Origin of the sequence: Bacillus sp. RIT 809 (assembly GCF_016892495.1) — a bacterium.
Taxonomy (GTDB): domain Bacteria; phylum Bacillota; class Bacilli; order Bacillales; family Bacillaceae_G; genus Bacillus_A; species Bacillus_A cereus_U.
Genome location: NZ_JAFEMR010000010.1, coordinates 94380 through 119662 on the forward strand (window position 1 = coordinate 94380; position 25283 = coordinate 119662).

Below are 25283 nucleotides of genomic sequence, written 5' to 3' on the forward strand. Positions count from 1 at the left end.
ACCTAAACATAATACAAATTGTGCTTATAACTTCCAATAACGATAATTATGTAAATAAGCTGTCCATATGGGCAGCTTATTTTATTTTTTGTTTAGCACGGGGATTTTTTCATGAAGAAAAGACACTCACATGAGTGTCTTTTCCGATAGTTTTTTAGCAGAAGCAAGAAGCTCCAACTATGATTAATAAAATAAATAATACAACTAATAAAGCAAAGCCACCGCCACAACTACTACAACTACCACCAAAGCCCATAACAGTTCCTCCTTTAGATAAGAGGAGAAAACAAGAGTTCACTCATGTATTTTAACGGATTCAATTTACTTTATGTATTTACGCATGAATTGAGCAGGTCCTTTTGAAAATAAAGAAAAGAGACCCTAAGGTGCCTTCCTCTGACTTGAACCACTTTCTCTGAATTAAAATGGTATTCTCCTAGTAAATTGATATGTTCCCAACCTAAAGGTGATATATGATGCAATAAGTTCTCATTAAAACTACCTATCCGTTTTTGATATTTAACTGCTTTTGTTAGATGTAAAGTATTCCAGATACTGATGGCATTGATAATTATGTTTAAGGCACTGGCCCTTTGCAATTGATGTCGTATGGTTCGTTCCCTAAGCTCACCTTGTTTACCGAAGAAAATAGTTCTTGCAAGTCCATTCATGGCTTCTCCTTTAATTCGAATGGTGGCAGCACCTTTTATTAGAATTGTCCCCTTGGTTTAACAACTGCTTTTTTGTAAATAATATGTTTGTTAAAAAATTAATTAAGGGGGACTTGTATGCCACAGGATCGAAAAGCAGAAGTTCAAAACGATGCATACGAAGGAAAAGAGATCATGCCAGATAATCCACAATATCTACCGCGTCACGTGCAAATGGAGCTGCCTCACGAATTTTCTGTAAATCCTCTGTTTGCCCGCGAAGGAGAATCAGTCGTTCCGCGCTTTCACATGCCTGATGAAAGCATGTTACCAGAAACAGCGTATCAAATCGTCCATGATGAAATTGCTCTTGATGGCAATGCCCGCTTGAATCTTGCAACATTCGTTAGCACATGGATGGAGCCTGCCGCAGAGCACTTATATGCCAAATCATTCGACAAGAACATGATTGACAAGGATGAATATCCACAGACAGCCGAAATTGAGGAGCGGTGTGTCCGCATTTTAGCCAACCTCTGGCATTCGCCCACCCCTCTTACGACTATGGGCGTTTCAACAACTGGATCGTCGGAAGCATGTATGCTCGGGGGGCTTGCGTTAAAGAGACGCTGGCAAAATGCACGCAAAAGCGAAGGGAAGCCGGTGGATCGGCCCAATATTGTGTTTAGTTCTGCTGTTCAAGTCGTTTGGGAAAAATTCGCGAACTATTGGGAGGTTGAACCACGCTATGTGAAGGTTAGCCCAGAGCATCCCCGATTGGATCCTCAGGGGGTCCTCGCTGTCGTGGATGAAAATACGATTGGTGTAGTACCGATTCTCGGTGAGACTTATACCGGGCTTTACGAACCGGTGTCCGCCATTGCGAAAGCGTTGGACGATTTACAGGAGAGGACGGGCCTCGACATTCCCATGCATGTGGATGCGGCTTCGGGGGGATTTATAGCACCGTTCCTTCAACCAGATTTAGTCTGGGATTTTCAATTACCGAGGGTGAAGTCCATCAATGTATCCGGACATAAATATGGATTAGTCTATCCTGGGTTGGGTTGGATAATTTGGCGGGAAGCTGAAGATCTCCCTGAGGATCTAATCTTCCGCGTCTCCTATTTGGGCGGGAACATGCCGACTTTTGCCCTGAATTTCTCTCGTCCTGGCGCACAAGTGCTCCTGCAATATTACAATTACCTGCGTTTGGGGAAAAGTGGGTACTATGATGTCCAAAGGGCTTCTCAGAAAGTCGCTCTTTTTCTTAGCGAGGCGATTCAGAAGATGGAACCGTTCGAACTTTTGTCCGATGGTTCGGATATTCCGGTTTTCGCTTGGCGACTGAAAGATGGTTACACATTAAACTGGAATCTTTATGATTTATCTCGACAATTGCGTGTGTTCGGCTGGCAAGTACCCGCCTATCCATTGCCTCCAGATATGGAAGCGGTGACGATTATGCGCGTTGTGGTTCGAAATGGATTTTCCATGGATCTCGCGCATTTATTTTTGAGGAACCTCAAACAGACCGTTGCCTTTCTGGATTCCCTGGACGGGCCTATGCCACATGATACGAAATGTGATAATGGGTTTCATCACTAGGTGGGGACAGGTCCTGTCGTCATTAAGTTGAGCTAACCACCGGTGAAATTAACTATCTTAGATGAATCCCTCTATTAAGAAATTTATTGGAGGGACTTTTTATGGAGATTAAGTCGACCAATAAGGATATGCTTTATACGGGGTTTCGCCAATATTTTAAAGAAAATATACGCTAAGCATAATTCGACATAAAAAATGTTAAAATGTGCGTGCTACCTCATAAAGAAAAGACACTCATATAAGAGTGTCTTTTCCGATAGTTTTTTAGCAGAAGCAAGAAGCTCCAACTATGATTAATAAAATAAATAATACAACTAATAAAGCAAAGCCGCCGCCACAACTACTACAACTACCACCAAAGCCCATAACAGTTCCTCCTTTAGATAAGAGGAGAAAACAAGAGGTCACTCATGTATTTTAACGGATTCAATTTACTTTATGTATTTACGCATGAATTGAGCAGGTCCTTTTGAAAATAAAGAAAAGACACCTTTTAAGGTGTCTTTCTCCGATTTGAACCATCTCAAGTTTAATGATAGGGGGTCTCGCCACATACCTATCAAGCTGAAGGGGATCTTTTTTAGCTTTTAAAGAAATCCTTCATCATTTTAGCGCCTTCAATGTTCAATGTCACACCTTCTACTTTATCTTTCTTTTCATCTTTAGCGATCGTAATTTGCTCCTTATTATCAACCCACACAAGAAATTCTTCTTTTGAGTCATCTTTATATGTAACGGTTATAGTAGAATGTGCAGATGCTCTCTTTTTTTGATCTAAAGTGATTGTTTTAGGTGTTCCATTTTGAACTGCCGAAATGATAGATTTTATCATTTCCTCATTGTCTGTTTGAGATTTGGAAGTAGTGTTATTTGTTGTTCTAAATATCTCGATGTCTGTGATATTTGCGGAGTTTAATTGAAATGTATTTTGTGTATGTTCCTGCTTAGCTTGTGACGTCTTATCTGTAGCCGAGGTGCTTGTACAACCAATTAAAGTAAAAGATAGAACACTTAGAGCACATATATAAGTGATTTTTTTCATTTTATCCCCTCCTCCAATTTAATTATAATAATATTCTGTTAGTTTAGGTAGTTATTGTAAAAGGAAGGTAAAATAATATTTCATCCTTACAAAATTGTCACATTCATGTAAGGTAATTCAATAGATTCGTTACTTTTTCCATGTCATAATAAAGACATAAGAAAGCTAATTAAAACTACAATTTATTAGGAGAGTGTCAGTCATGATTGTAACAACAACATCTGGAATTCAAGGTAAAGAAATTATAGAGTATATTGATATTGTAAATGGTGAAGCTATTATGGGTGCAAATATTGTCCGCGATTTATTCGCTTCAGTTCGTGATGTTGTCGGTGGTCGTGCTGGTGCTTATGAAAGCAAGTTAAAAGAAGCTCGTGATATTGCAATGGGAGAAATGAAAGAACTTGCAAAACAAAAAGGTGCGAACGCTATCGTTGGTATTGACGTAGATTATGAAGTTGTTCGTGATGGAATGTTAATGGTTGCTGTAAGTGGTACAGCTGTACGTATATAATTAAATAAAAAAACAGGCTCACCCCTCGAAGCTTATGCTTTGAGGGGGTTTTTTAATAACTAGTCAAAAACACTTTTCCTTTTGTTTTCTTGGCAGATTGAACGATATCAACCGCAGTTTTTACATCTGCTAAGTCATACATAGAATGTACCTTCATAAAACGTAATTGCTTATTTTCTACTAAGCGAATTAAATGACGAAATGTCTCCTGCCATTTATATGGTGATACGTCTTTATTCCAATGTCGTAAATGAAATATATTCGCCTTCACTTTTGCTTTAGTGACAATCTCTGCCCAGTTTACTTGTATTCCTGATAGAAGGCCTATAGTTAAAAAGTGCCCGTTTGGACGTAAAGAAAAAGCTAATTCATTTCCATCGGATCCTCCAATAGAATCAATCGCAGCATCTGCACCTAGCCCATTTGTTAACTCCATAACTGTTTCATAAAGCGGGGTAGTGGAAGTATCTATTACATGATGGGCACCAAGCTGAAGTAATTCTTCTGTATGTTTACTATTTCTAGTTACTGCAATTAATCGGAAGTTTAAAATTTGTGATAATTGAACAAAAAGGTGTCCAATAGCGGATCCACAAGCGTTCACTAATAAAACATCATTCTGTTTTAAGTTTAGCGTTTCTGTACACGTAACCCACGCTGTAAGGGGATTAATATACATTTGTGCCGCTGTGAAATCATCAATGGAATCAGGAATAGGTACTACAAAGTCAGCTGATGTTTTCACATATTCTTGCCAAGTACCTTCTCCGCGTAAAGGTAAAACACGTTTACCGATAAGGTCTCTAGAAACGCCGGCACCTACATCTTCTACAATACCAACACCTTCATAACCAGGTACGTTAGGTAAAGGGATTCTATGTGAGTATGCTCCACTTACTGGAATTAAGTCAGATGGATTAATCGGTCTGACTAGCATACGAACGAAAACTTCATTATCTTTTAATGGTTCTATATTTTTATATTCAACCTGTAACACATCTTTCGGATTGCCAAACTCATGAAATTGAATGCATGTTCCGCGCAAAATAAATGGTCCCCCTTAGTGTGATTGGGTTAATTATAGCATTTTTGGTTTGGGTGGTTATTTCATTAGTACTAGATAGAAGGGAACAGAAAGTCGTTATTTATTAATAATCAAAATAAATGGTATTAATGTATGTGATTTTTATAGAGGGATATATTACATGTAGAATCCTTACTGTAACTTGATCGTTTTTGTCCTCAATTCTTGTTGTTTTTTCTAGATGCGATTAACAAAAATAAGAGCACCCTTTCGAGTGCTCTTGTAATTAATTCTTAGATAAGTCCACATTATCAGTATTACTTTTTTGTGTTGTAGCAGCTGATTCAGCTTGAATGTTTTTAAGCATGTTAGGATCAATATTAACTTGAACTGTATTAACGTTATTTACCGTATTTAAGTTATTAGTCCCAGCAGTACGAGCAGCGAATAGAGCATTTCTATAATCAACACGTCCACTTAATAGGAACAAGTCAACAATCCATAAAACACCAAATCCGCCCATAGTTAGAAGATTTAAGATACCCATTCCAATATCCCCAACATAAAAACGTCCGGCTCCTAAGAATCCGAAGAAAATATGTAGTAAATACGCAACACCTTTAGATTTCAAATTCATTACCTCATTTCAAATGATAAAATGCAAGATTTCCGAGATTATCATATCAGATGACCTGTCTATGTTATGTCGTATTTTGTCGAATAAAAACAAAAAAAGAGGGTGTTTGTTTTCTTTTGGGAAAATGGTGAAACTATGTAAAATTTCGCCTCTAATAAATGGAAATGATTTCTTTTATGATGAAATCAAATCATAGTATATCTTTGTTATTTTGATGAAGGCTACGATTACTATCTAAAAGTGAAGTCTGTTTCCTATGTTATGGGAAGATATATTCGAGTTAAAGGCGTAGACCTTGAAAAAGACTTTGAAAACTTACGGTCATAATTGAGCATGACCAATTTGTTCGAATTGCTAACATTGATCCCTAGGGGAAAGAAAAGGAAAAGAAAAAATTTTAGTTGGAAATTATTACATAGAAAATAATTCAACTTTATATATATCTAATCGACGTTGGGATTTAGAGGTTATAAAGCCCGTTAATTATCACATTAAGCCGATCGATAAGGAAGATAAGCAGAATTAGAATTGTGAAAAGAAGGACCCTTCTGTATAAATAAAAAGAAGCTGTATCAAAAAAATGATACAGCTTCTTTCATGTAATATATTATAGTTTTTAGTTATGTTTTAACAAAGGATATAAACTATTTACCTATTAAGCCGAAGCCTTCTTCATTCTCTCAAGTAAACTAGATAAAATATGCGTACGATAAGATTCTAGTTTTTTACCTTCGTAAGTACGAATACCTAATTTTTTAAGTTCTTTTACATACCAACCTTTGCTTCCGAAATACATTTGATCGCTCCCCTTCAACTTTGTTTATTTGTCCTGATTGTACTTGGAGGTACGGGTAATATAATGAAGGAAATGAATTTCGCGCGAAAATGGTTAACTTTGTTGCAAAAGACATATATACTAAGGGTAGTATATAACGAGGTGGGCAAGACGTGATTATAGAAAAGCACGAAATTCAAATTGACCAAATTACGAGCGGTAAAGTGAATATCTTTACTTTCTATAGAAATAGAAAGCAAGTTGACGATTACTTTTTACAATTGCAAGAACCATCGCTTACAGCAAACTACTTCTTCCATTTTCATTTTGATGCAGAGAGCCTTCATCTTCTGCAGGAAGAGTTTCCGAGCGTATATCCGTACGACCGTAGTGACACGATTCACGACTGGACGGAAAAGATGAAAGCGGAATTGCAACATCAGATCCAAACAGGAAAATGGAATAAGCGCATACGTATCGGTAATCGTATTCTAGATGTGGCGTTTACGTGGTGTGACGAAGATATAGTAGAGTGAAAAAGAAGCGGATGACGCTTCTTTTTTTAGCGCTGGAATAAAACGAGCTTACCTGCAGAAGATGTGCAGCGATGTGTTTTTTCATGCAATCCTTTTTCTTGTAAAATAGATTCGCCTTTTGCTTTCGCTTCTTTTTCAGTTGCTGCCTCGAATGATTCATCTAATGCTTTTGAACCATCTTTTTCAAAGACTGTTAGAACGTATACTCCCATGAAAATTCCCTCCAATAATTAAAATCAGAATCTTATAACTATTTTGTCATAAATCACTAGAATATGCAAAGAAATATATGACATTGCGTGGTAAAATAAAGTGAAACTTTAATTAGTGGGAAGTCTTTTCACTCCGCTAATTATTAGTTTTTAGCTATTTTAATATTGATAAAATGAAACTTTTGAACTATAGAAAGGATCGTTATTTGTGAAACAAGTGAAGTTTATACATGCGGCTGATTTGCATTTGGATAGTCCGTTTAAAGGGATGGAAATGAATGTTGCGCAGTCTGTTTGGGAAAGAATGAAGCAAAGTACGTTTGAATCGTTCGAGCGTATTGTTGATAAAGCGATTCAAGAGCGCGTTGATTTCGTATTACTAGCTGGGGATTTGTATGATGCGGAGACGAGAAGTTTGAGAGCGCAAGTGTTTGTGCGCGAGCAAATGAAGAGACTTTCGCAGTACGATATTCCCGTTTTTATTATTCACGGTAACCACGATCATTTAGGGGGAAGCTGGGCAGCAATTGAGTTTCCGGAAAATATTCATGTGTTTACGGAGCCTTATGTAGAAGAGAAATCATTTTATAAAAATGGTGAACTGTTAGCTTCTATTTACGGGTTTAGTTATTTGCAGCAAGCAGTAACGGATAATATGACAGCGCAGTATACGAAAATGAGTGATGCGCCTTTTCATATTGGGATGCTTCACGGGAGTGTGGAAGGGGATGCAGAGCATAATCGCTATGCACCGTTTCAAATTCGTGAGCTGAAAGAAAAGCAGTTTGATTATTGGGCTCTTGGCCATATACATAAACGTGAAATTCTATCAGAAGAGCCATGCATTATTTATCCAGGTAATATACAAGGACGCCATCGTAAGGAGACCGGCGAGAAAGGTGCATATCTTATTGAACTCACGAAACAAGGATCGCAATGTTCGTTTTTCCATACGGCGGATGTTGTATGGGATGAGATAGAAGTGAGTATCGATGGACTTGAAACTGTTGATGATCTTATGACGAGCGCGTTAGGTGCGATGAATGAATGCCGAAGAGAAGAGGAAGGCACGCTTTTAACTGTCGTATTTACAGGGCAGGGGCCACTTTCGCCTTATTTGCGTGAAGACAAGCGCGTGGAAGAGATTTTTCATATTTTAGCAGCTGGCGAAGAGCGAAAAGACTTCGTATATGCGATGAAGTGGAAAAATGAGACGGTTTCTTTTGCGGAAATTGAACGTTTGAAAGAAGAAAATCATTTCGTCGGTAGTGTGCTAAAAGAGTTAGAAGCTTTCACCAATATGGACGGCGTGTTGCGCAGTATTTGGACATCTCCTGTAGCGCGTAATAGTATTGAATCTTTTACAGAAGAAGAGATGAGAGAGATTCAAAAGGAAGCGGAAAATATTATTTTAGAGCAATTGTTCCAGCAAGAGAGGGATAAAAAATGAGAATTGAAAAACTCCATATTTATGGGTATGGAAAACTAGAAAATGTGGAAATGGATCTTTCATTGCTGACGGTGTTGTACGGTGAAAATGAAGCGGGGAAATCGACAATTCGCTCGTTTATGAAAAGTATATTATTTGGTTTTCCGACGAGAGGACAGCGCCGTTATGAGCCGAAAGAAGGCGGGAAGTACGGCGGAGCGATGACTGTTCAAACAGAGAAGTACGGCCGTTTGAAAATTGAACGATTGCCAAAGACGGCATCTGGTGAAGTGACCGTTTATTTTGAAGACGGGAAAACTGGCGGCGAAGATATTTTAAACGATATATTAAGCGGTGTGAATGAAAGTTTATTTGATTCTGTTTTTTCATTTGATATGCATGGTCTTCAAAATATTCATCAGCTCGGCGAAGCGGATATCGGTAATTATTTATTTTCGGCCAGCGCAGTCGGAAGTGATGCGTTATTGCAGTTAGATAAAAAGTTAGAAAAAGAAATGAATCAGCGTTTTAAGCCGAGTGGTCGTAATCCTGAAATTAACGTGTCACTGCAAGAGATGAAGAAAATTGAGGAAAAGATGAAAGAGTGGCAAGGGAAGATTGGCACGTATGAAAAACAGGTCGAGCAGTTAAAAGAAAGTGAAGAGAAACTTGCTTCTGTTCGTGCGGAAAAAGAGTCAGCCGAAAGACGAAAGCAAGACTATGAAATATTAGCAGCGCTGGAGCCTCTCGTTATTGAAAAGAGTGCGCACGAGAAAGTGTTAGAAAACGAAAACGGGCAGTTTCCTGTAAACGGGATGGCACGCTATGAGGCGGTAAAGGCAAAGATAGAACCGCTGCAAGTACAAGTAGATTCACTTCAAAAAAAGATAGAAACAGTGCAATCAGAAATTGATTCCACAAAAATAGATGAAGCATTTTTACAAAAAGAAAGTTATGTAGAAGAACTTCGTATGCAGCATATGTCGTATGAAAATGCACGTCAAGAAATGCGTGATATGACAGGAAGTATTGCGAATATAAAAGAAGAAATCGCAGAACTACAGCAACAAATTGGTGCTACTTTTGAACAAGAGACTGTTCTTTCATTTGATATAAGTTTAGCGACGAAAGAATTAATTACGCAAACTGTGCAAAAGGCGCGCGAATTAGAAACGCAAAAAGCACAACTAGATGATCGTTTTAAAACGGCTCAAGAGCAATTAGAAGAGCAAGAAGAAAATATAAGACAGATTAAGAAACAAATGTTAGCTGATGAAGAACGAAATACGTTAGTTGAGAAAGAAAAATCATTTCAGGATGCTGCATTTTTAGGTATGGGCGCAGAAAGAATGAAGCGCAAGTATGAGGAAAAAGCAGGAGCGGCTATGCAAAAGAAAAAACAGTGGCAAAGAATTTGTCTTCTGTTACTTCTTATTAACACGCTTGTTTTATTCACGAGTCTATTTATAGATAACCGCGTGCTGTTATTTATTAGTGTGATTGTTTTTGTAGGGATTGTCCTTGCTCTCGTTTTATATAAAGATTCGTCAAGTGGATTACAAGAAGAGCTCCTTACTCTTCAGCAAAGTGCTGGTGGGCGCCAAAGTGAAGAAGCGATGTCCGTGCGCTATCAGTTAGAAAAAGATGAAGAGCTTAGTAAGCTATTTGAACGCGAGGCGTATAAGTTACAGCAAATGGAACGTGCTTATGATAAAGTCGTTTCATCGTATGAAGAATGGGAGAGGGAAACTTTCCGTATGAGAGAACAAGTAGATGCGTATAAAACGCGCTATATGTTCCCAGAATTTTATACGTATGCGCACATATTGCCGGCGTTTGAGCGTATTGAAAAAATGCAGCAATTATATCGTGATTTAGAGAAGCAAAGTGCGCGGAAATCTTCATTGTATGAAATGATTTCGCACTTTGAGCATAAACTAGAAACTGTTATCGGTAGTAAAGAGTATAGTAATTTGCATGAGGCGAAAAGTCGTATGCAAAATGAGAAAGAAAAGCGCCAAACTTGTAAGCAGCTGAAAGAGAAGCTGGCGGAATGGCAAGAAGAATATGAGTTCATGCAAGAGCAATTAAAACAACTGCTAGTAGAGCGAGATGGGTTATGGCATATTGCAGAATCTACAGATGAAGAGATGTTTTTAGAAGCAGGTAAACTGGCAGAGAAACGTGAAGATGCGGATAAGCAAGTGGGGCGTTTATTACCTCAAATTGATCTGTTAGAACAGCGCTTAACGAGTTTGTCATTAGCTGAGCATTATGAGGCTGACGGTTATGATGAAAAATTAAAGCAAGAAATTACAGCCGCGCAAAACTGTCTTGCAGGGGAGAAAGAACTGACAGAGCGTATTGCGAAGCATCGAATAGAAATTGCGAATTTAGAAGAAGGCAGTACGTATGGTGATTTACTACATGAGTGGGAAATGAAAAAATCACAAGTGCGTGAACAAGTGAAGAAGTGGGCTGCATATGCGGCCGCAAAGACGGTGTTAACGAAAACGAAGCAATATTATCATGAAGTGCATCTTCCGCGCATTTTACAAAAATCTGAAGAGTATTTCGTGTATTTAACGGGCGGACGATATAGTAAAATATTCTCACCGTCAGAGGCGGAACCGTTCATTGTCGAACGTAACGATGGTATGCGTTTTTACAGCCATGAACTAAGCCAAGCGACAGCGGAGCAGTTATATTTATCGTTAAGATTTGCACTAGCGAAAACGTTTGAGCATGATTATCCATTTATTATTGACGATAGTTTCGTGCATTTTGACGCGGTAAGGACGAATCGAACGATTGAACTAATAAAGGAAATTGCGAAAGATAGACAAGTAATCTTCTTTACGTGCCATGCGCATCTACTCACGTATTTTACAGAAAATGAGATTATAAAATTAACGCGTAAGCGTAAAGAAAATGAGTTGTAGTATGCTATACTAAAAGTAACTGATTTGGTGGAGGAATTCGAATGAAAAAGAAAATTGTAGAATATGAAGTTGGTGAACAAGTCGATGTTTTCTTGTTAATTAAAACAGCGACAAAAGGTCTCGCAAGTAATGGTAAGCCGTTTTTAACAGTAATCTTACAAGATCCAAGTGGAGATATTGAAGCGAAGCTATGGGATGTATCACCAGAAGTTGAGAAGCAATATGTAGCGGAAACGATCGTTAAAGTAGCTGGAGATATTTTAAACTATAAAGGACGTATTCAATTACGTGTGAAACAAATCCGTGTTGCGAATGAGAATGAAGTAACGGACATTTCAGACTTTGTAGAAAAAGCTCCAATAAAAAAAGAAGATATGGTCGAGAAAATTACGCAATACATATTTGAAATGAGAAACCCGAACATTCAGCGTCTAACAAGACATTTGTTAAATAAGCACCAAAACGAATTTTTAGAATATCCAGCAGCGACGAAAAATCATCACGAGTTCGTATCTGGACTAGCTTATCACGTAGTATCGATGTTAGATTTAGCGAAAGCTATCTCGGCTCTATACCCATCGTTAGATAAAGACTTACTATATGCGGGCGTTATTTTACACGATCTTGGTAAAGTATTTGAGCTATCTGGCCCGATTTCTACGACGTATACGTTAGAAGGAAATTTACTTGGCCACATCTCTATCATGGTGAACGAAATTGGTAAAGCAGCAGAGGAACTACAAATCGATGCAGAAGAAGTATTAATCCTTCAGCACATCGTCCTTTCCCATCACGGAAAAGCAGAATGGGGTAGCCCAAAACCACCATTAGTAAAAGAAGCAGAAATTCTGCACTACATCGATAACTTAGATGCAAAAATGAACATGATGGACCGCGCATTAGGACGTACAAAACCAGGCGAATACACAGAACGTGTCTTTGCTCTTGATAATCGTTCGTTCTATAAACCGACGTTCCATAATTAAGATTGTAAATAGAAGGGCCTCATTAAGTGTTAAAAGCTTAGTGAGGCTGTTTTTGTATTAAAAATTAAATGAAATAGTTAAGAAGTACGCATAGGTTTAACGAAGAACGATTAAAACATATCTCACCACTAGAATGGGAGCAGATTAACTTTTTAGGTGAGTACCGATTTAATATGACAGATATCAAAGTTAGAATCCCTTCAGCCTTTACAACTGGTCTAAAAATAAGAGCCTAATTTTATGTTGGAATTTGTTTAGAGTATATTTTCGTTAAAATGTTGGTGGGATCCCATGCCCATCAAGCTAAGAAATTGGTTATTCCCCAAACCGAGAATTTCACGTGTTTTAGTTTAAGAACGTTAGTTATTTAATCTTAAAAGAACAGCTCTTTCTAAATAAGGGGTAGCACTAATAAAATCTGTATTTTCCAGTTTATAGAAAATGTTTATTGTGATAAAATATCAGAAAAATCAAATAACATAAAGGGGATAAGGAATATGAACATATTAGAAAAAATTAAAGAAAACGTTTCAAAGGTTATTGTAGGAAAGGAAGGAGTAATTGATTTAGCGATGATTGCATTAGTTGCAAATGGACATGTTTTATTAGAAGACGTACCAGGAACAGGGAAAACAACATTAGCCAAAACTCTTGCGAAAAGTATTGATGGGGCTTTTCAGCGTGTTCAATTCACATCGGATACGTTGCCGGGTGATGTAGTAGGATTAGAATACTTTGATATGAAAGAAAGTGATTTTAAAACGAGAAAAGGACCTATTTTTGCAAATTTAGTTTTAGTAGATGAAATTAACAGGGCTGTCCCGCGAACACAATCAGCGTTGTTAGAGGTAATGGAGGAGCGTACCGTAACAATTGCGGGCGTAACGCATGTATTACCAAATCCATTTATTGTATTAGCAACACAAAATCCATTAGAATCGGCAGGAACTTTTACACTTCCAGATGCGCAGCTAGATCGCTTTCTATTAACCATTCGGCAAGGGTATCCAGATCGTACATATGAAAAAGAAATGCTAAAACGATTTAAAGAAAATAATCCATTTAACGATTTACAAAGTGTTGTAACTCTTTCTGACATATTAGAGTTGCAAGAGCAATCTAAAAGAATCCATATACACGATGAGGTGGAAGAATACTTGCTTGATATTGTAGAAGCAACGCGAAATCATGATTTGATAGAAATCGGGGTTAGTCCGCGTGGGTCTTTAGCTTTTATGAGAGCGGCGCAAGCAAGGGCATTATTAAAGGAGCGGGAATATGTAACTCCTGATGATTTGAAAGCTTTGGCAACTCCGGTTTGTGCTCATCGATTAACGTTAACGATTGAAGGGGATATGAAAACAACTAAAGTAGATGTACTGCAAGGAATTTTAGAAAAAATTGCAGTGCCGGTAGAAAGTGTATGAATGAGATTATAAAAAGGAAAAATCCGTTGTTGGAACCTCTCTTTATAGGTGGAATCGGCGTTATTTGTCTTATTCTCTTTGTTTTTACAAATCAATTTCTTATTGTGATCCTCTTTTTGTTTTATTTGTTGTTAGCTGGATTTTTACATTTGTATATGAAAGTAGTCATGAGAGTGAAATGGGATATCTCCCAAAATCAAAAGAGATTATTTATGAATGAAAGAGGAGAGTGTGTAGTGCAAATTATAAATGAAGCACGTTTTCCAATCTTTAAAGCAACTCTACAGTTTCGTTCGGATGCACAAATAGAGTGGGAAACGGATCAGAAGATGCAGCGTTCGCATCACTCTTATCAAATTCCTCTCCAATTAGACGGAAGAGATAGGATAACAATTATGATAGAGGGGAGTGCAAATGAAAGAGGGAGTCAAGGGTGGCAAGCCGCAGAACTTATAATATCAGATCCATTTGGCCTTTTAACGTATTACTTGCCTATTGAACACAAGGAACTCCCTGAATTTCATATTCTTCCGCAAATGTTGAAAGTAATGATACCTGAAATAAAAACATGGAAGCATGGATTTCGCAGTGCGGCTGTTTCTCCGTTATATGATGAAACGAAAATAGTAGGTGTGAAAGAATATGAAGGGGAATCATTCCGCTCTATTCATTGGGGGGCGACTGCGAAAACTGGGGTTATTAGTGCGAAAAAATATGAACATACACAAGGTGATCGATATGCGCTTTATGTAAATGTATTAGGGAAAACGGGATATACGCTTCGTACAGATATGGAATATTTAATTCAAGTCGCTGCTGGAGTATGTCGGGAATTAATCTCGCAAGACTGCTCGTTCGAACTATGGATAAATGGCGTACGGGAACAAGGCGTCATTCACTTAAAAGGTGGAAAGCACCGAAAACAACTTTATAAAGCAATGGATTTGTTATCTTCGTTAACAGAAAAAGATATACCATTGAATGCACATTTCTTTTATCAAACAGGATTTCGCAGACAAGAAGCAGGGGGTATTCCATTAATTATTGGATATCCACCGGAAAAACAAAAAGGGTGGATACAAATTGTGAAGTAAAGGGAGGAATGGTGAATAAATTGAAATGGGGATTGCGTGTTATATTTTGTTTTCTAGCCATTAGCGCTTGTCTTGTATTAGCAATTGGGATAACGAAAGGTGCATTTTTTGCAAAAGAGAAGGTGTTAGATTTTTTTTATCAGGAGGGAGAAGTTGGTGTATTTAGTGAAGAGACGATACGGAAAAGCAAGGGAGGCCTAGAAGGAAGCGAAAGGGAAGAAGCTCGGGAGCCAGGGGATGATTTAGGAGGGGCATTAGGTGAAATTGATAATCCGCCTGATTCTGATAAAGAGGGATATTTTAAGAAGGCAGAGGTTGAAAGATTTTCCCGAGATACAAAGGGACAAAATGACGATGCAGGGTTTATAGGGGGGAGCACTGAAAATATATTTATACAAATTGGCATCCTATTCGTAGTGATGGTAATCGTATTTTTTATCTTTCGCCGTATGCGGAATAAGAAGCAGACAATTCATCATATACATTTGAAACAAAAAGAAGTACGAAAAATTGGGGAAGATGCAGAACAAGAAGACCGAGATAGCTTAATACTGCCAGCGGAAGAAGTAAGAGCAATGCTAATAAAATGGGAGCTAACATTATCAAAGTTTGAAAAGAGAAGGCTACAAGAGACGGTTCAACAATGGTTTTCACGTATTCATAAGAACAGTAATATTATTCCAATTTATGAGAAAGTTAGATATGGAGAAGAAACTGCTTCAAATGAGGAGTTACAGATGATGCGGAAATGGATACATGAAAATGTAAAGAAAAGTTTATAATGAAAAAAGAGATAGAAGGAAAAAGTTTGTTACTAGCGGAAGTATTACGATATTGTGTCATCCAAACGGAGGGGAGAAGGTGGATATATAATGACTGATAAAAAAACTGTATTTTTTATCAGCTGGCCGCTGTATGTTAGATCACTCTTCGGTTAATAGTATGCCTACTCCTGGTAAACTTCCGAATTTACCTGTATGGAGCTATCTTTTGAAAGACACAGGAATGTCAGAAAGCGCAGTAAATAATGAAGAGATTTTTAAGGGAACGTTTGTTGAAGGTCAGATTCTTTCAAAAAATGAAACTGGATGATAGAATTGTAAACATTTTAAAACGAGTGGGCTCTGCACCAGAAGGTCTTCTCTGAGTTATTATCTCTCATTTGTGGTAGGAAGAAAAAGAATATAACTCCTCATCGCCATCAGGTTAAGAATTTCATTATTCTCCAAAACGACAAAAGTACACTGAATTCTCATAAACAAACAACTGTGGTGAGATAAAATTTTTGTTTTGGGGCATGGGGAGCTTTGAGTCTTTAGCTTGATAGTGATGTGACGCTATCCCATATAAAAATTAATGATTTTACACCCTAAATGTTATTTAACTAAAAAAATATCTCGAATTTGAGATTTTATACTTGCTTTTTAATCACTTGAGATGTAAAGTGATGGTAACGAAAGCAAATGAGTCATATGAAAAACATACACTCAGTTGTTTTCGTCTTACACAGTAAAATAATTTATGAATGAATTCTATCAATGCAGCTTATTTAGTAAAAAACTATGACTAAGCTATAAAAACATAATGAGAATAAATTGAAAAGCTAAGAAGTATATTATTTTTTTAGTTATCACTTGACTAGTAAAATGAAATGGAGGAATCACCGATGTATGAAATTAAAGGGCATCATCACATTTCAATGGTTACGAAAAATGCAAATGAAAATAATCACTTTTATAAAAACGTGCTTGGTTTACGTCGTGTGAAAATGACGGTAAATCAAGATGATCCTTCAATGTATCACTTATTTTACGGAGATAAAACAGGAAGCCCAGGTACGGAATTATCATTTTTTGAAATTCCTTTAGTAGGAAAAACATATCGTGGTACAAATGCAATTACTCGAATTGGATTACTCGTTCCTTCAGAGGACAGTTTGCATTACTGGAAAGCACGATTTGAGGAATTTGATGTGAAACATAGTGAAATGACAACATATGCAAATCGTCCTGCTTTGAAATTTGAGGATGCTGAAGGTCTTCGTTTCGTGCTACTCGTTTCAAATGGGGAAAAAGTTACGCATTGGGAAACGTGGGAGAAATCGGAAGTTCCTGCTGAACATCAAATTCAAGGAATGGGTTCTGTGGAAATGACAGTGCGTAGACTTGATAAAATGGCGAGTACACTTACAGAGATGTTTGGTTATACAGAGGTTAGCCGAGATGACGAAGAAGCAATTTTTCAGTCTATCAAAGGAGAGGCCTTTGGAGAAATAGTTGTGAAATATTTGGACGGTCCTTCTGAAAAACCGGGCCGCGGTAGTATTCACCATTTAGCAATTCGTGTGAAAAACAGTGCAGAGCTTGCCTATTGGGAAGAACAGGTGAAACAAAGAGGTTTCCATTCTTCAGGAATTATCGACCGTTTCTATTTTAAAAGCTTATATTTCCGTGAATCAAACGGAATCCTTTTTGAAATTGCGACAGATGGACCAGGATTTACAGTTGATGGAGATGTGGAGCATCTAGGAGAAAAACTTGATTTACCGCCGTTCTTAGAAGATAAGCGAGAAGAAATTGAAGCGAATTTAGCTCCGATTGAAGAGAAGTAATAGAAGAAAAAATACAACTTTAACATATAAATGAAAACTATTGGAGGAATATAAAATGAACCAATTAAAAGGAATACACCACGTTACAGCGATTACAAGTAGTGCAGAAAAGAACTATGAATTTTTCACTCATGTTTTAGGAATGCGTCTCGTTAAAAAAACAGTAAACCAAGATGATATTCAAACGTACCATTTATTCTTTGCAGATGATAAAGGTAGTGCAGGAACAGATATGACATTCTTTGACTTCCCGGGCGTTCCGAAAGGTGTACACGGGACAAATGAAATTTCAAAGACTTCATTCCGAGTTCCAAGTGATGCGGCATTAGCATATTGGGTGAAACGTTTTGACCGCCTTGAAGTGGAGCATACAGGAATTAAAGAGCAATTTGGTAAGAAAACTCTTTCTTTCGTTGACTTTGATGATCAACACTATCAATTAATCTCTGACGAATTGGATAAAGGGATAGAATCAGGTACACCGTGGCAAAACGGTCCAGTTCCATTAGAATATGCAATTACTGGAGTAGGACCTGTATTTATTCGTATCGCGAACTTTAGTTATTTCAAAGAAGTACTAGAAAAAGTTCTATTATTTAAAGAGATTGCTCAAGAAGGAGAATTCTACTTGTTTGAAGTAAACGAAGGTGGAAATGGTGCCTCTGTCATTGTAGAACATAATACGGTTCTTCCTGAAGCACAACAAGGTTTTGGTACAGTGCACCATGCTGCATTCCGCGTAGAGGATCGAGCTGTATTAGAAGAGTGGATTGAGCGACTAAGTCGAGTTGGACTCCCTTCATCTGGTTATGTAAATCGTCACTTCTTTGAGTCATTATACGCAAGAGTTGCGCCGCAAATTTTATTCGAGTTTGCAACAGATGGCCCTGGTTTTATGGGAGATGAGCCATATGAAACGCTTGGAGAGAAATTATCTTTACCTCCGTTCTTAGAGCCAAAGCGTGAAGAAATCGAAAAATTAGTTCGTCCGATTGATACAGTGAGAAGTACTAAGGAATTTATTAAAGAGTAAAAATAGAGATAATAAGTAGAAGAGCAAGTAGTTTTAGCGAATAGCTGGAATTGCTTGCTTTTTTATCAGTAAAATAATTGACTTACTTTTAATGTGTAACTATAATGGTTACATAACAACCATCGGTAATAGCGGTGAGTAATATTTTTTTGATATAATTGTAACTATAATGGTTACAATTAAAAAAGAACATAAAACAACCAAAAAATGTAAAAACTTTAAATAGCAACATGAGAAAGGAGACGGGAATTTTGAAACGGTTTAAGTTTTATATGATTAGCGGTATTGTGCTTGTTTTATTAATAGTATGTAACTTCGTTGATAAGCCGATTGCGAAGGTTGAAGAAGTGAAAGATACTGTTATGATGAAGATAAATACGAAAGAGAAGATGGCGCAGATCGATGGGCAGACGATTTATTTTAAGCAACTTGGTGAGGGGAAACCGCCTTTACTTATGCTTCACGGATTTGGTGGTTCTTCAGATGGGTTTAGTGATATTTATCCGGAACTCGTAAAGGATCATACGATTATCGCTGTTGATATTTTAGGGTTTGGGCGTTCTTCTAAGCCGGTTGATTTTCAGTATTCGTTTCCTGCGCAAGTGAATTTATATTATAAGTTAATGAAGAAACTTGGATATGATCAATTTGCGGTACTTGGTCATTCGATGGGGGGAGAGATGTCCCTTAATTTAGCGTACCTATATCCAGACGCGGTTACCCATCTTGTTTTAGCGGATTCTACAGGGATTGAATCTTTCCAGCAAAAAGAAAGTTATGAAGTGACGCCACTATCGACGGACTTACAAACTGTAACAGAGATTACGGATTATAATAAAAATGAAGTAAAAAATAGTCGTGATGATAAAGAGCATTATGATCAGCTTACGAAAATGAGAGAGCGCCGCATTGCGATGGAAGCCGATAAAATTAAGGTGCCCACTTTAATTATTTGGGGTAGGCACGATAAGAGCGTTTCTTGGAAAAATGGTGAGCTGTATCATCAGTTATTTGCAAATAGTACGTTTCATATTATTGAAAAAGGATACCACGCGCCGTTCCGTCAAGAGCCAATCGAGTTTATGGAATATGTACAAGCGTTCTTCGCGAAGAATCCACAATGAAAAATTTAAGCATAAATCCACTTCTTTCCTCATAGAGTGAAACTAATAAGGCTTGTCTAAGGAAAGGGATGAACGAAAGTGGAAATTTTACCATGGTGGATTTATCTTGTAATCATTGGGATTGTATTGAGTGGCTACATGGTTTTATATACTTCGAAAAAAGAGCAAGAGATGGATAACGATTTTATCGAAAAAGAAGGCGAAGTATATATGAAGCGCTTAGAAGAAGAACGAGAGAAACGTAATCAGGATAGCGATAAAGATTCGGTATTATTATAATTATGGGAGAGTGGATAACATCTTGTTATCCACTTTTTTATTTCCGGAAATATATCAACGATTCGACATGGAATATCAATTTATTGGCGCAAAAAGACAAGGAGAAACAGGCCTTTTCCCGATTCAACTCAATAGTCACAGTAACCATCCAAAGCCCAACTCATACACTATGATGGAGGCTTTTTACTTCATAATCGGATGAAAAAGGAGCGTTACGATGAAAAAACGTACTGTTAATGAAGTGGGAGGGAGTATACCACAACCAATCCGTAGTGATGGAGCAGGTGCGATTGATTCTGGGCCACGTAATGTTATGCGGGATATTCAAAATCCGAATATGCTCGTGCCGCCTATTACGGATGCGGGATTAGTTCCTAACTTGAAATTTTCGTTCTCAGACACTTCTATGATCTTAAAACAAGGTGGGTGGTCTCGGGAGATTACTGTTCGGGAACTTCCGGTTTCGACTACGATTGCTGGGGTAAATATGAGCTTAACGGCTGGGGGAGTACGTGAACTTCATTGGCATAAAGAGGCAGAATGGGCGTATATGCTTTTAGGACGGGCACGAATAACTGCAGTTGATCAAAATGGACGGAATTTTATTGCTGATGTTGGTCCGGGGGATCTTTGGTATTTTCCACCTGGAATTCCGCATTCCATTCAAGGATTGGAACATTGTGAATTTCTACTCGCATTCGATAATGGACACTTTTCTGATTTATCTACCTTAGCTATTTCCGACTGGTTTGCACATACTCCAAAAGAAGTTTTATCGGCTAACTTCGGAGTACCAGAGAGTGCTTTTAACTCCATTCCTTCAGATCAAGTTTATATTTATCAAGGAGAGGTGCCGGGTTCGCTTGAGAGCCAGGAAGTTCAGTCGCCAGAAGGAGAAGTTCCTTTAACGTTTAAACATGAACTGTTAAAACAAAAACCGATTAAGACACCTGGTGGTAGCGTTCGAATTGTAGATTCTACGAATTTCCCTATTTCCAAAACAATCGCAGCAGCGCTCGTTGAGGTTGAGCCTGGTGGAATGAGAGAGCTTCATTGGCACCCGAATAATGATGAGTGGCAATATTATCTTACCGGGCAAGCGAGAATGACGGTGTTTCTTGGAAATGGTACAGCTCGTACATTTGATTATAGAGCTGGTGATGTCGGATATGTACCGTTTGCGACTGGACACTATATTCAAAACACAGGCAATGAAACATTATGGTTTTTAGAGATGTTTAAAAGTAACCGTTTTGAAGATGTATCGTTAAATCAATGGATGGCACTGACTCCTAAAGAAATAGTGGAAAGTAATGTACATGTTGGCCCGCAATTGGTGGATTCTTTACGTAAAGAAAAGTGGCCTGTTGTGAAATATCCGGGTTTTTCTTATAAACCGAAAACGGATGAGTAAACATGGATATATGCGTTATTCTTTCTGGAGAACGATAGGAAGGAATGGCGTATTTTTTATGTCTAGTCCTGTCTTTACTAGTATTCGTTATTTGTATTATTGTTCGGGAAATTATTATAGAAGAAAAACATATGAAATCTGCATGACATAGAGTATGAAATGGCGCCATTATAAGGTGTAACGCACAAGTTGCGTAAGTTATGCAACGATAACTAGCTTTACTCTTCATCATTTATTTGCCCATACTAGACGTAGAGAGGTGATAAACACAGTATGATTTTTAGTGAACGCTTGAAACAAGAAAGAGAAAAACGAAATTGGTCGCAAAATGATTTGGCTGAAAAAATTCATGTAAGTAGGCAGTCTGTTTCGAAATGGGAGACGGGAAAGAACTATCCGAGCATTGAAATTATTATTCATTTAAGTGATCTGTTCGGTATTACAATTGATGAGTTGTTGAGGAGCGATGAAGAGTTGACGCAGAAGGTAATCGAAGATAGTAAACAATTAGCGTATCCAAAATGGAAGGTGTTTTTTGATAGTCTATTCATGCTGGGCGTATTTTTGTTTATTACAAAAATTGTTGTATGGATGGTAAATAAGTTTGTAGGAGCAAGCATTACAATTGTCGCAGATGCACCATATGTAATGAATTTTTTACCCCTCATATTAATGGTTATAGGTGGTACGGTTTCTGATAAGTTGAAGAAAATATATAGATAAGAGAAAGATTTGTAAGAAATCCCCTACACTAGCTGTTCTTTTCACTTAAATTGTGTACTATAAAGGATAGGATGATATAAAGAAGGGGACATTTAGAATGGAATTTCATGAACAGAAGATTTTGCCGGCAGTGAGGCAAATTAAAGATTTGGAAAAGCTATTACATAGTTCGTATGAGTATATTGTTATTTTAGACATTCATGTTGGTCAATTGAAGAGTGTTGTGTCACTCGCGAAGCAGCATAATAAAAAAGTATTTTTACATGTTGATTTGATCCATGGATTACAAAGTGATGGGCATGCGACGGAGTTTTTATGCCAAGAATATAAACCGTACGGGTTATTATCGACAAAGGCGAGCGTAATTATGAAGGCGAAGCAAAAAGGTGTCGTCTCCATTCAACGCATCTTTTTAATTGATTCTAGCGCAATGGAAAAGAGCTGTAATTTACTAGAAAAGACGAAGCCGGATTATATAGAGGTGCTTCCTGGTGCGTTAACGGGTGTCATTGCTGAGGTGAAAGAGCGTACAGGTGTACCGATTTTAGCAGGTGGTTTTATTCGAACTGTAGAAGACGTTGAAAGAGCGTTAAATGCTGGTGCGACAGCAATTACGACATCGAAAAAAGAATTATGGAAACATTACCAAAAAAAGTGACGGAAATGTGAAAAAATTCTGTTGACACCGCTTTCATTAGAGGTTAACATTATAGACAAGTTAATAAACGTGACGGAGAAAAGAAGAGATCCACATTTTATTGTTTCTATATATTATATAGAAGCATGTAAGCTGTGGATCTTTTTCTTTTGAAAAAAAAACGAATGGCCATTCATTTTACCTCTATCACTTTTCGAAAGCATTTAAATTGATTGTGGAGGGATTTTATGTCAGCATTTTTAGGGGAATTAATAGGGACTGCGTTGTTAATCTTACTTGGTGGCGGTGTTTGCGCTGGTGTAAGTTTAAAGAAATCGTTTGCGAAAGATTCTGGTTGGATTGTAATTACAATGGGCTGGGGCTTAGCGGTAGCGATGGCAGCGTATGCAGTTGGATCAATTAGTGGGGCACATTTGAATCCGGCTTTAACGATAGGACTTGCTTTTAAGGGAGCGTTCCCATGGAGTGACGTACCTATGTATATCGCAGCACAAATGATTGGGGCAATTATCGGGGCAGTTCTCGTATATTTACATTACTTACCACACTGGAAAGAAACAGAAGATCCAGGAACAAAGTTAGGTGTATTTGCAACAGGTCCAGCAATTCCGAACACATTTACAAACCTTTTAAGTGAAATGATTGGAACATTCGTTTTAGTATTTGGTATATTAGCAATTGGAGCAAATAAATTTGCAGATGGTTTAAATCCATTTATCGTAGGTTTCTTAATTGTAAGTATTGGTTTATCATTAGGTGGAACAACAGGATACGCAATCAACCCGGCTCGTGATTTAGGTCCGCGTATTGCACACTTCTTCCTTCCGATTGCAGGAAAGGGCGGTTCAAACTGGAAGTATGCATGGATTCCAGTAGTTGGTCCGATTCTAGGTGGATCACTTGCAGGATTATTCCATCAAGTTGTATTTGAAGGAAAACAAAATTCAGCACTTATTTATGTGATTATTGCAACTGTGATTGTACTAGCAATCTCTTATATGACAAGTAAAAAAAGTGAAACTACTACAAATAGTAGAAAAGTAGCATAGGGGGAAACTGATATGAAAAAATATATTCTTTCATTAGACCAAGGAACAACAAGCTCACGCGCAATTCTTTTCAATAAAGAAGGAAAAATCGTTCATTCAGCTCAAAAAGAGTTTACGCAACATTTTCCAAAGCCAGGCTGGGTTGAGCATAATGCACAAGAAATTTGGGGATCTATTTTAGCAGTTATCGCAACTTGCTTAAGCGAAGCAGATGTGAAGCCAGAACAAATCGCTGGTATCGGTATTACGAACCAACGTGAAACAGCGGTTGTATGGGATAAAACGACTGGAAAACCAATTTATAACGCAATCGTATGGCAATCTCGTCAAACAGTTGAAATTTGTGATGAGTTAAAAGAAAAAGGTTATAGCGAGATGGTTCGCGAAAAAACAGGTCTTTTAATTGATGCATACTTCTCTGGTACGAAAGTAAAATGGATTTTAGACAACGTTGAAGGTGCAAGAGAAAAAGCGGAAAACGGCGAGTTATTATTCGGAACAATTGATACATGGCTTGTATGGAAATTGTCTGGCGGGAAAGCGCACGTAACAGATTACTCAAATGCATCACGTACATTAATGTTTAACATTCACGATTTACAGTGGGATGATGAGCTTCTAGACATGTTAACAGTACCAAAGAGCATGCTTCCAGAAGTACGTCAATCATCTGAAATATATGGAGAAACAATTGATTACCACTTCTTCGGTCAAAATGTACCGATTGCAGGTGTAGCTGGTGACCAGCAAGCAGCATTATTTGGACAAGCTTGTTTCGGTGAAGGTATGGCGAAGAATACTTATGGGACTGGTTGCTTCATGTTAATGAACACAGGCGAAAAAGCAGTAGCTTCTGAGCATGGCCTATTAACAACAATTGCATGGGGTTTAGATGGTAAAGTGAATTACGCATTAGAAGGAAGTATTTTCGTAGCAGGTTCTGCAATTCAGTGGTTACGTGACGGAATGCGCATGTTTAAAGATGCGAGTGAGAGTGAAGTGTATGCTAGCCGTGTTGAATCAACTGAAGGTGTATACATAGTACCAGCATTCGTAGGACTCGGAACACCGTACTGGGATAGTGAAGTACGCGGCGCTATGTTTGGTGTAACGCGCGGTACGACGAAGGAGCATTTCATTCGTGCAACGCTAGAATCTTTAGCATACCAAACGAAAGATGTACTATGCGCGATGGAAGCAGATTCAGGTATTGAACTGAATACATTACGCGTTGATGGCGGGGCAGTTAAGAATAACTTCTTAATGCAGTTCCAAAGCGATATGTTAGACGTTCCTGTAGAGCGTCCAGTGATCAGTGAAACGACAGCTTTAGGTGCAGCATACTTAGCTGGTCTTGCGGTTGGGTATTGGAAAAACCAAGATGAAATTAAAGCGCAGTGGAATATGGATAAACGCTTTACACCGGCAATGGAAGCGGAAACAAGCGAAGAGCTATATGCTGGATGGAAAAAGGCAATTGAAGCAACTAAAGCTTTCAAATAATCATAAACAGTGT

General features: G+C 37.8%; 25 protein-coding genes and 2 pseudogenes. 19 read left to right on the forward strand and 8 right to left on the reverse strand.

Annotated elements, in window-relative coordinates; genetic code table 11:
* Positions 1-154: 154 nt before the first annotated feature.
* The gene (locus JTF23_RS12975) at positions 155-256 is read right to left on the reverse strand and encodes a YjcZ family sporulation protein (protein WP_000505688.1); all 102 of its coding nucleotides are present in this window, start codon (positions 254-256) and stop codon (positions 155-157) included.
* 70 nt (positions 257-326) lie between these two features.
* Positions 327-683: pseudogene (locus JTF23_RS12980) on the reverse strand (Tn3 family transposase); the annotation flags it as partial.
* 105 nt (positions 684-788) lie between these two features.
* Here JTF23_RS12980 and gad point away from each other — a divergent pair.
* Complete coding sequence (gene gad, locus JTF23_RS12985) at positions 789-2258, forward strand: glutamate decarboxylase (RefSeq protein ID WP_204208914.1); 1470 nt, start codon at positions 789-791, stop codon at positions 2256-2258.
* Positions 2259-2522: 264 nt separating this feature from the next.
* Here the strand turns inward: gad and JTF23_RS12990 are convergent, their stop codons facing one another.
* Both JTF23_RS12990 and JTF23_RS12995 read right to left on the reverse strand, forming a co-directional pair.
* Positions 2523-2624 (reverse strand): YjcZ family sporulation protein, encoded by a 102-nt coding sequence (locus JTF23_RS12990; protein ID WP_000505688.1) that lies wholly within the window; start codon positions 2622-2624, stop codon positions 2523-2525.
* A 214-nt stretch (positions 2625-2838) separates the two neighbouring features.
* Positions 2839-3300: a hypothetical protein gene (locus JTF23_RS12995; RefSeq protein ID WP_204208915.1), complete on the reverse strand. Its 462-nt coding sequence runs from the start codon at positions 3298-3300 to the stop codon at positions 2839-2841.
* A 202-nt stretch (positions 3301-3502) separates the two neighbouring features.
* Here JTF23_RS12995 and JTF23_RS13000 point away from each other — a divergent pair, with 202 nt between their 5' ends.
* Complete coding sequence (locus tag JTF23_RS13000; RefSeq protein WP_000637508.1) at positions 3503-3814, forward strand: heavy metal-binding domain-containing protein; 312 nt, start codon at positions 3503-3505, stop codon at positions 3812-3814.
* Positions 3815-3866: 52 nt separating this feature from the next.
* Here JTF23_RS13000 and JTF23_RS13005 read toward each other — a convergent pair whose 3' ends face one another.
* The 3 genes from JTF23_RS13005 to JTF23_RS13015 all read right to left on the reverse strand — a co-directional run bounded on the left by JTF23_RS13005 (position 3867) and on the right by JTF23_RS13015 (position 6271).
* Positions 3867-4859 (reverse strand): zinc-dependent alcohol dehydrogenase family protein, encoded by a 993-nt coding sequence (locus JTF23_RS13005; RefSeq protein ID WP_204208916.1) that lies wholly within the window; start codon positions 4857-4859, stop codon positions 3867-3869.
* A gap of 265 nt (positions 4860-5124) precedes the next feature.
* A complete protein-coding gene (locus tag JTF23_RS13010; RefSeq protein ID WP_204208917.1) occupies positions 5125-5469 on the reverse strand; it encodes a TM2 domain-containing protein in 345 nt (114 codons plus the stop codon).
* 661 nt (positions 5470-6130) lie between these two features.
* Positions 6131-6271, reverse strand: a complete 141-nt coding sequence (locus JTF23_RS13015) for a YflJ family protein (RefSeq protein ID WP_000273535.1) — start codon at positions 6269-6271, stop codon at positions 6131-6133.
* Positions 6272-6423: 152 nt separating this feature from the next.
* On the opposite strand from JTF23_RS13015, the gene JTF23_RS13020 reads away from it, so the two are divergent.
* A complete protein-coding gene (locus tag JTF23_RS13020) occupies positions 6424-6786 on the forward strand; it encodes a hypothetical protein (RefSeq protein ID WP_078174812.1) in 363 nt (120 codons plus the stop codon).
* Between the two features lie 26 nt (positions 6787-6812).
* On the opposite strand, the gene JTF23_RS13025 is transcribed toward JTF23_RS13020, so the two are convergent.
* A complete protein-coding gene (locus tag JTF23_RS13025) occupies positions 6813-6998 on the reverse strand; it encodes a YhzD family protein (protein WP_000539550.1) in 186 nt (61 codons plus the stop codon).
* A gap of 208 nt (positions 6999-7206) precedes the next feature.
* On the opposite strand from JTF23_RS13025, the gene JTF23_RS13030 reads away from it, so the two are divergent.
* The 16 genes and pseudogenes from JTF23_RS13030 to glpK all read left to right on the forward strand — a co-directional run bounded on the left by JTF23_RS13030 (position 7207) and on the right by glpK (position 25270).
* Complete coding sequence (locus JTF23_RS13030) at positions 7207-8448, forward strand: metallophosphoesterase family protein (protein ID WP_204208918.1); 1242 nt, start codon at positions 7207-7209, stop codon at positions 8446-8448.
* Complete coding sequence (locus JTF23_RS13035) at positions 8445-11369, forward strand: ATP-binding protein (protein WP_204208919.1); 2925 nt, start codon at positions 8445-8447, stop codon at positions 11367-11369. The genes JTF23_RS13030 and JTF23_RS13035 overlap by 4 nt, the downstream gene beginning before the upstream one ends.
* Positions 11370-11410: 41 nt before the next feature.
* Positions 11411-12355, forward strand: coding sequence for a 3'-5' exoribonuclease YhaM (gene yhaM, locus JTF23_RS13040; protein ID WP_002030183.1), 945 nt, complete (start codon positions 11411-11413; stop codon positions 12353-12355).
* A gap of 497 nt (positions 12356-12852) precedes the next feature.
* Complete coding sequence (locus JTF23_RS13045; protein ID WP_002202898.1) at positions 12853-13782, forward strand: AAA family ATPase; 930 nt, start codon at positions 12853-12855, stop codon at positions 13780-13782.
* The gene (locus JTF23_RS13050; RefSeq protein WP_204208920.1) at positions 13779-14876 is read left to right on the forward strand and encodes a DUF58 domain-containing protein; all 1098 of its coding nucleotides are present in this window, start codon (positions 13779-13781) and stop codon (positions 14874-14876) included. Before JTF23_RS13045 ends, JTF23_RS13050 begins: the two co-directional genes overlap by 4 nt.
* Before the next feature lie 11 nt (positions 14877-14887).
* Complete coding sequence (locus tag JTF23_RS13055) at positions 14888-15658, forward strand: hypothetical protein (RefSeq protein WP_204208921.1); 771 nt, start codon at positions 14888-14890, stop codon at positions 15656-15658.
* 133 nt (positions 15659-15791) lie between these two features.
* Positions 15792-16020, forward strand: a pseudogene (locus tag JTF23_RS13060) (quorum-quenching N-acyl homoserine lactonase AiiA); the annotation flags it as partial.
* 522 nt (positions 16021-16542) lie between these two features.
* Positions 16543-17487 (forward strand): ring-cleaving dioxygenase, encoded by a 945-nt coding sequence (locus tag JTF23_RS13065; RefSeq protein ID WP_204208922.1) that lies wholly within the window; start codon positions 16543-16545, stop codon positions 17485-17487.
* Between the two features lie 55 nt (positions 17488-17542).
* On the forward strand, positions 17543-18520 hold the full coding sequence (locus tag JTF23_RS13070) for a ring-cleaving dioxygenase (protein ID WP_204208923.1): 978 nt from the start codon (positions 17543-17545) through the stop codon (positions 18518-18520).
* A 251-nt stretch (positions 18521-18771) separates the two neighbouring features.
* On the forward strand, positions 18772-19644 hold the full coding sequence (locus JTF23_RS13075) for an alpha/beta fold hydrolase (RefSeq protein WP_204208924.1): 873 nt from the start codon (positions 18772-18774) through the stop codon (positions 19642-19644).
* Positions 19645-19722: 78 nt separating this feature from the next.
* Complete coding sequence (locus JTF23_RS13080) at positions 19723-19923, forward strand: sporulation YhaL family protein (protein ID WP_002064098.1); 201 nt, start codon at positions 19723-19725, stop codon at positions 19921-19923.
* 217 nt (positions 19924-20140) lie between these two features.
* Complete coding sequence (locus tag JTF23_RS13085) at positions 20141-21337, forward strand: oxalate decarboxylase family bicupin (protein ID WP_204208925.1); 1197 nt, start codon at positions 20141-20143, stop codon at positions 21335-21337.
* Between the two features lie 273 nt (positions 21338-21610).
* The gene (locus tag JTF23_RS13090) at positions 21611-22060 is read left to right on the forward strand and encodes a helix-turn-helix domain-containing protein (protein ID WP_204208926.1); all 450 of its coding nucleotides are present in this window, start codon (positions 21611-21613) and stop codon (positions 22058-22060) included.
* Positions 22061-22157: 97 nt separating this feature from the next.
* Positions 22158-22718, forward strand: coding sequence for a glycerol uptake operon antiterminator GlpP (gene glpP, locus JTF23_RS13095; protein ID WP_000394293.1), 561 nt, complete (start codon positions 22158-22160; stop codon positions 22716-22718).
* A 227-nt stretch (positions 22719-22945) separates the two neighbouring features.
* Positions 22946-23767, forward strand: a complete 822-nt coding sequence (gene glpF, locus JTF23_RS13100; protein WP_002159020.1) for a glycerol uptake facilitator protein GlpF — start codon at positions 22946-22948, stop codon at positions 23765-23767.
* Between the two features lie 12 nt (positions 23768-23779).
* Positions 23780-25270 carry a glycerol kinase GlpK gene (glpK, locus tag JTF23_RS13105; RefSeq protein WP_002201498.1) on the forward strand — a complete coding sequence of 497 codons (1491 nt, stop codon included), beginning with the start codon at positions 23780-23782 and terminating at the stop codon, positions 25268-25270.
* The last annotated feature ends 13 nt before the right edge of the window (positions 25271-25283 follow it).

What these genes read in the sequence shown, in the direction of transcription:
- JTF23_RS13070 (WP_204208923.1), top strand. Translation starts at nt 17,543, where the DNA reads ATGAACCAATTAAAAGGAATACACCACGTTACAGCGATTACAAGTAGT.
- JTF23_RS12995 (WP_204208915.1), bottom strand. Translation starts at nt 3,300, where the DNA reads ATGAAAAAAATCACTTATATATGTGCTCTAAGTGTTCTATCTTTTACT.
- JTF23_RS13000 (WP_000637508.1), top strand. Translation starts at nt 3,503, where the DNA reads ATGATTGTAACAACAACATCTGGAATTCAAGGTAAAGAAATTATAGAG.
- JTF23_RS13045 (WP_002202898.1), top strand. Translation starts at nt 12,853, where the DNA reads ATGAACATATTAGAAAAAATTAAAGAAAACGTTTCAAAGGTTATTGTA.
- gad (WP_204208914.1), top strand. Translation starts at nt 789, where the DNA reads ATGCCACAGGATCGAAAAGCAGAAGTTCAAAACGATGCATACGAAGGA.
- glpF (WP_002159020.1), top strand. Translation starts at nt 22,946, where the DNA reads ATGTCAGCATTTTTAGGGGAATTAATAGGGACTGCGTTGTTAATCTTA.
- JTF23_RS13090 (WP_204208926.1), top strand. Translation starts at nt 21,611, where the DNA reads ATGATTTTTAGTGAACGCTTGAAACAAGAAAGAGAAAAACGAAATTGG.
- JTF23_RS13025 (WP_000539550.1), bottom strand. Translation starts at nt 6,998, where the DNA reads ATGGGAGTATACGTTCTAACAGTCTTTGAAAAAGATGGTTCAAAAGCA.
- JTF23_RS13035 (WP_204208919.1), top strand. Translation starts at nt 8,445, where the DNA reads ATGAGAATTGAAAAACTCCATATTTATGGGTATGGAAAACTAGAAAAT.
- JTF23_RS13050 (WP_204208920.1), top strand. Translation starts at nt 13,779, where the DNA reads ATGAATGAGATTATAAAAAGGAAAAATCCGTTGTTGGAACCTCTCTTT.
- glpK (WP_002201498.1), top strand. Translation starts at nt 23,780, where the DNA reads ATGAAAAAATATATTCTTTCATTAGACCAAGGAACAACAAGCTCACGC.
- JTF23_RS13065 (WP_204208922.1), top strand. Translation starts at nt 16,543, where the DNA reads ATGTATGAAATTAAAGGGCATCATCACATTTCAATGGTTACGAAAAAT.
- JTF23_RS12990 (WP_000505688.1), bottom strand. Translation starts at nt 2,624, where the DNA reads ATGGGCTTTGGTGGTAGTTGTAGTAGTTGTGGCGGCGGCTTTGCTTTA.
- glpP (WP_000394293.1), top strand. Translation starts at nt 22,158, where the DNA reads ATGGAATTTCATGAACAGAAGATTTTGCCGGCAGTGAGGCAAATTAAA.
- JTF23_RS13085 (WP_204208925.1), top strand. Translation starts at nt 20,141, where the DNA reads ATGAAAAAACGTACTGTTAATGAAGTGGGAGGGAGTATACCACAACCA.
- yhaM (WP_002030183.1), top strand. Translation starts at nt 11,411, where the DNA reads ATGAAAAAGAAAATTGTAGAATATGAAGTTGGTGAACAAGTCGATGTT.
- JTF23_RS13015 (WP_000273535.1), bottom strand. Translation starts at nt 6,271, where the DNA reads ATGTATTTCGGAAGCAAAGGTTGGTATGTAAAAGAACTTAAAAAATTA.
- JTF23_RS12975 (WP_000505688.1), bottom strand. Translation starts at nt 256, where the DNA reads ATGGGCTTTGGTGGTAGTTGTAGTAGTTGTGGCGGTGGCTTTGCTTTA.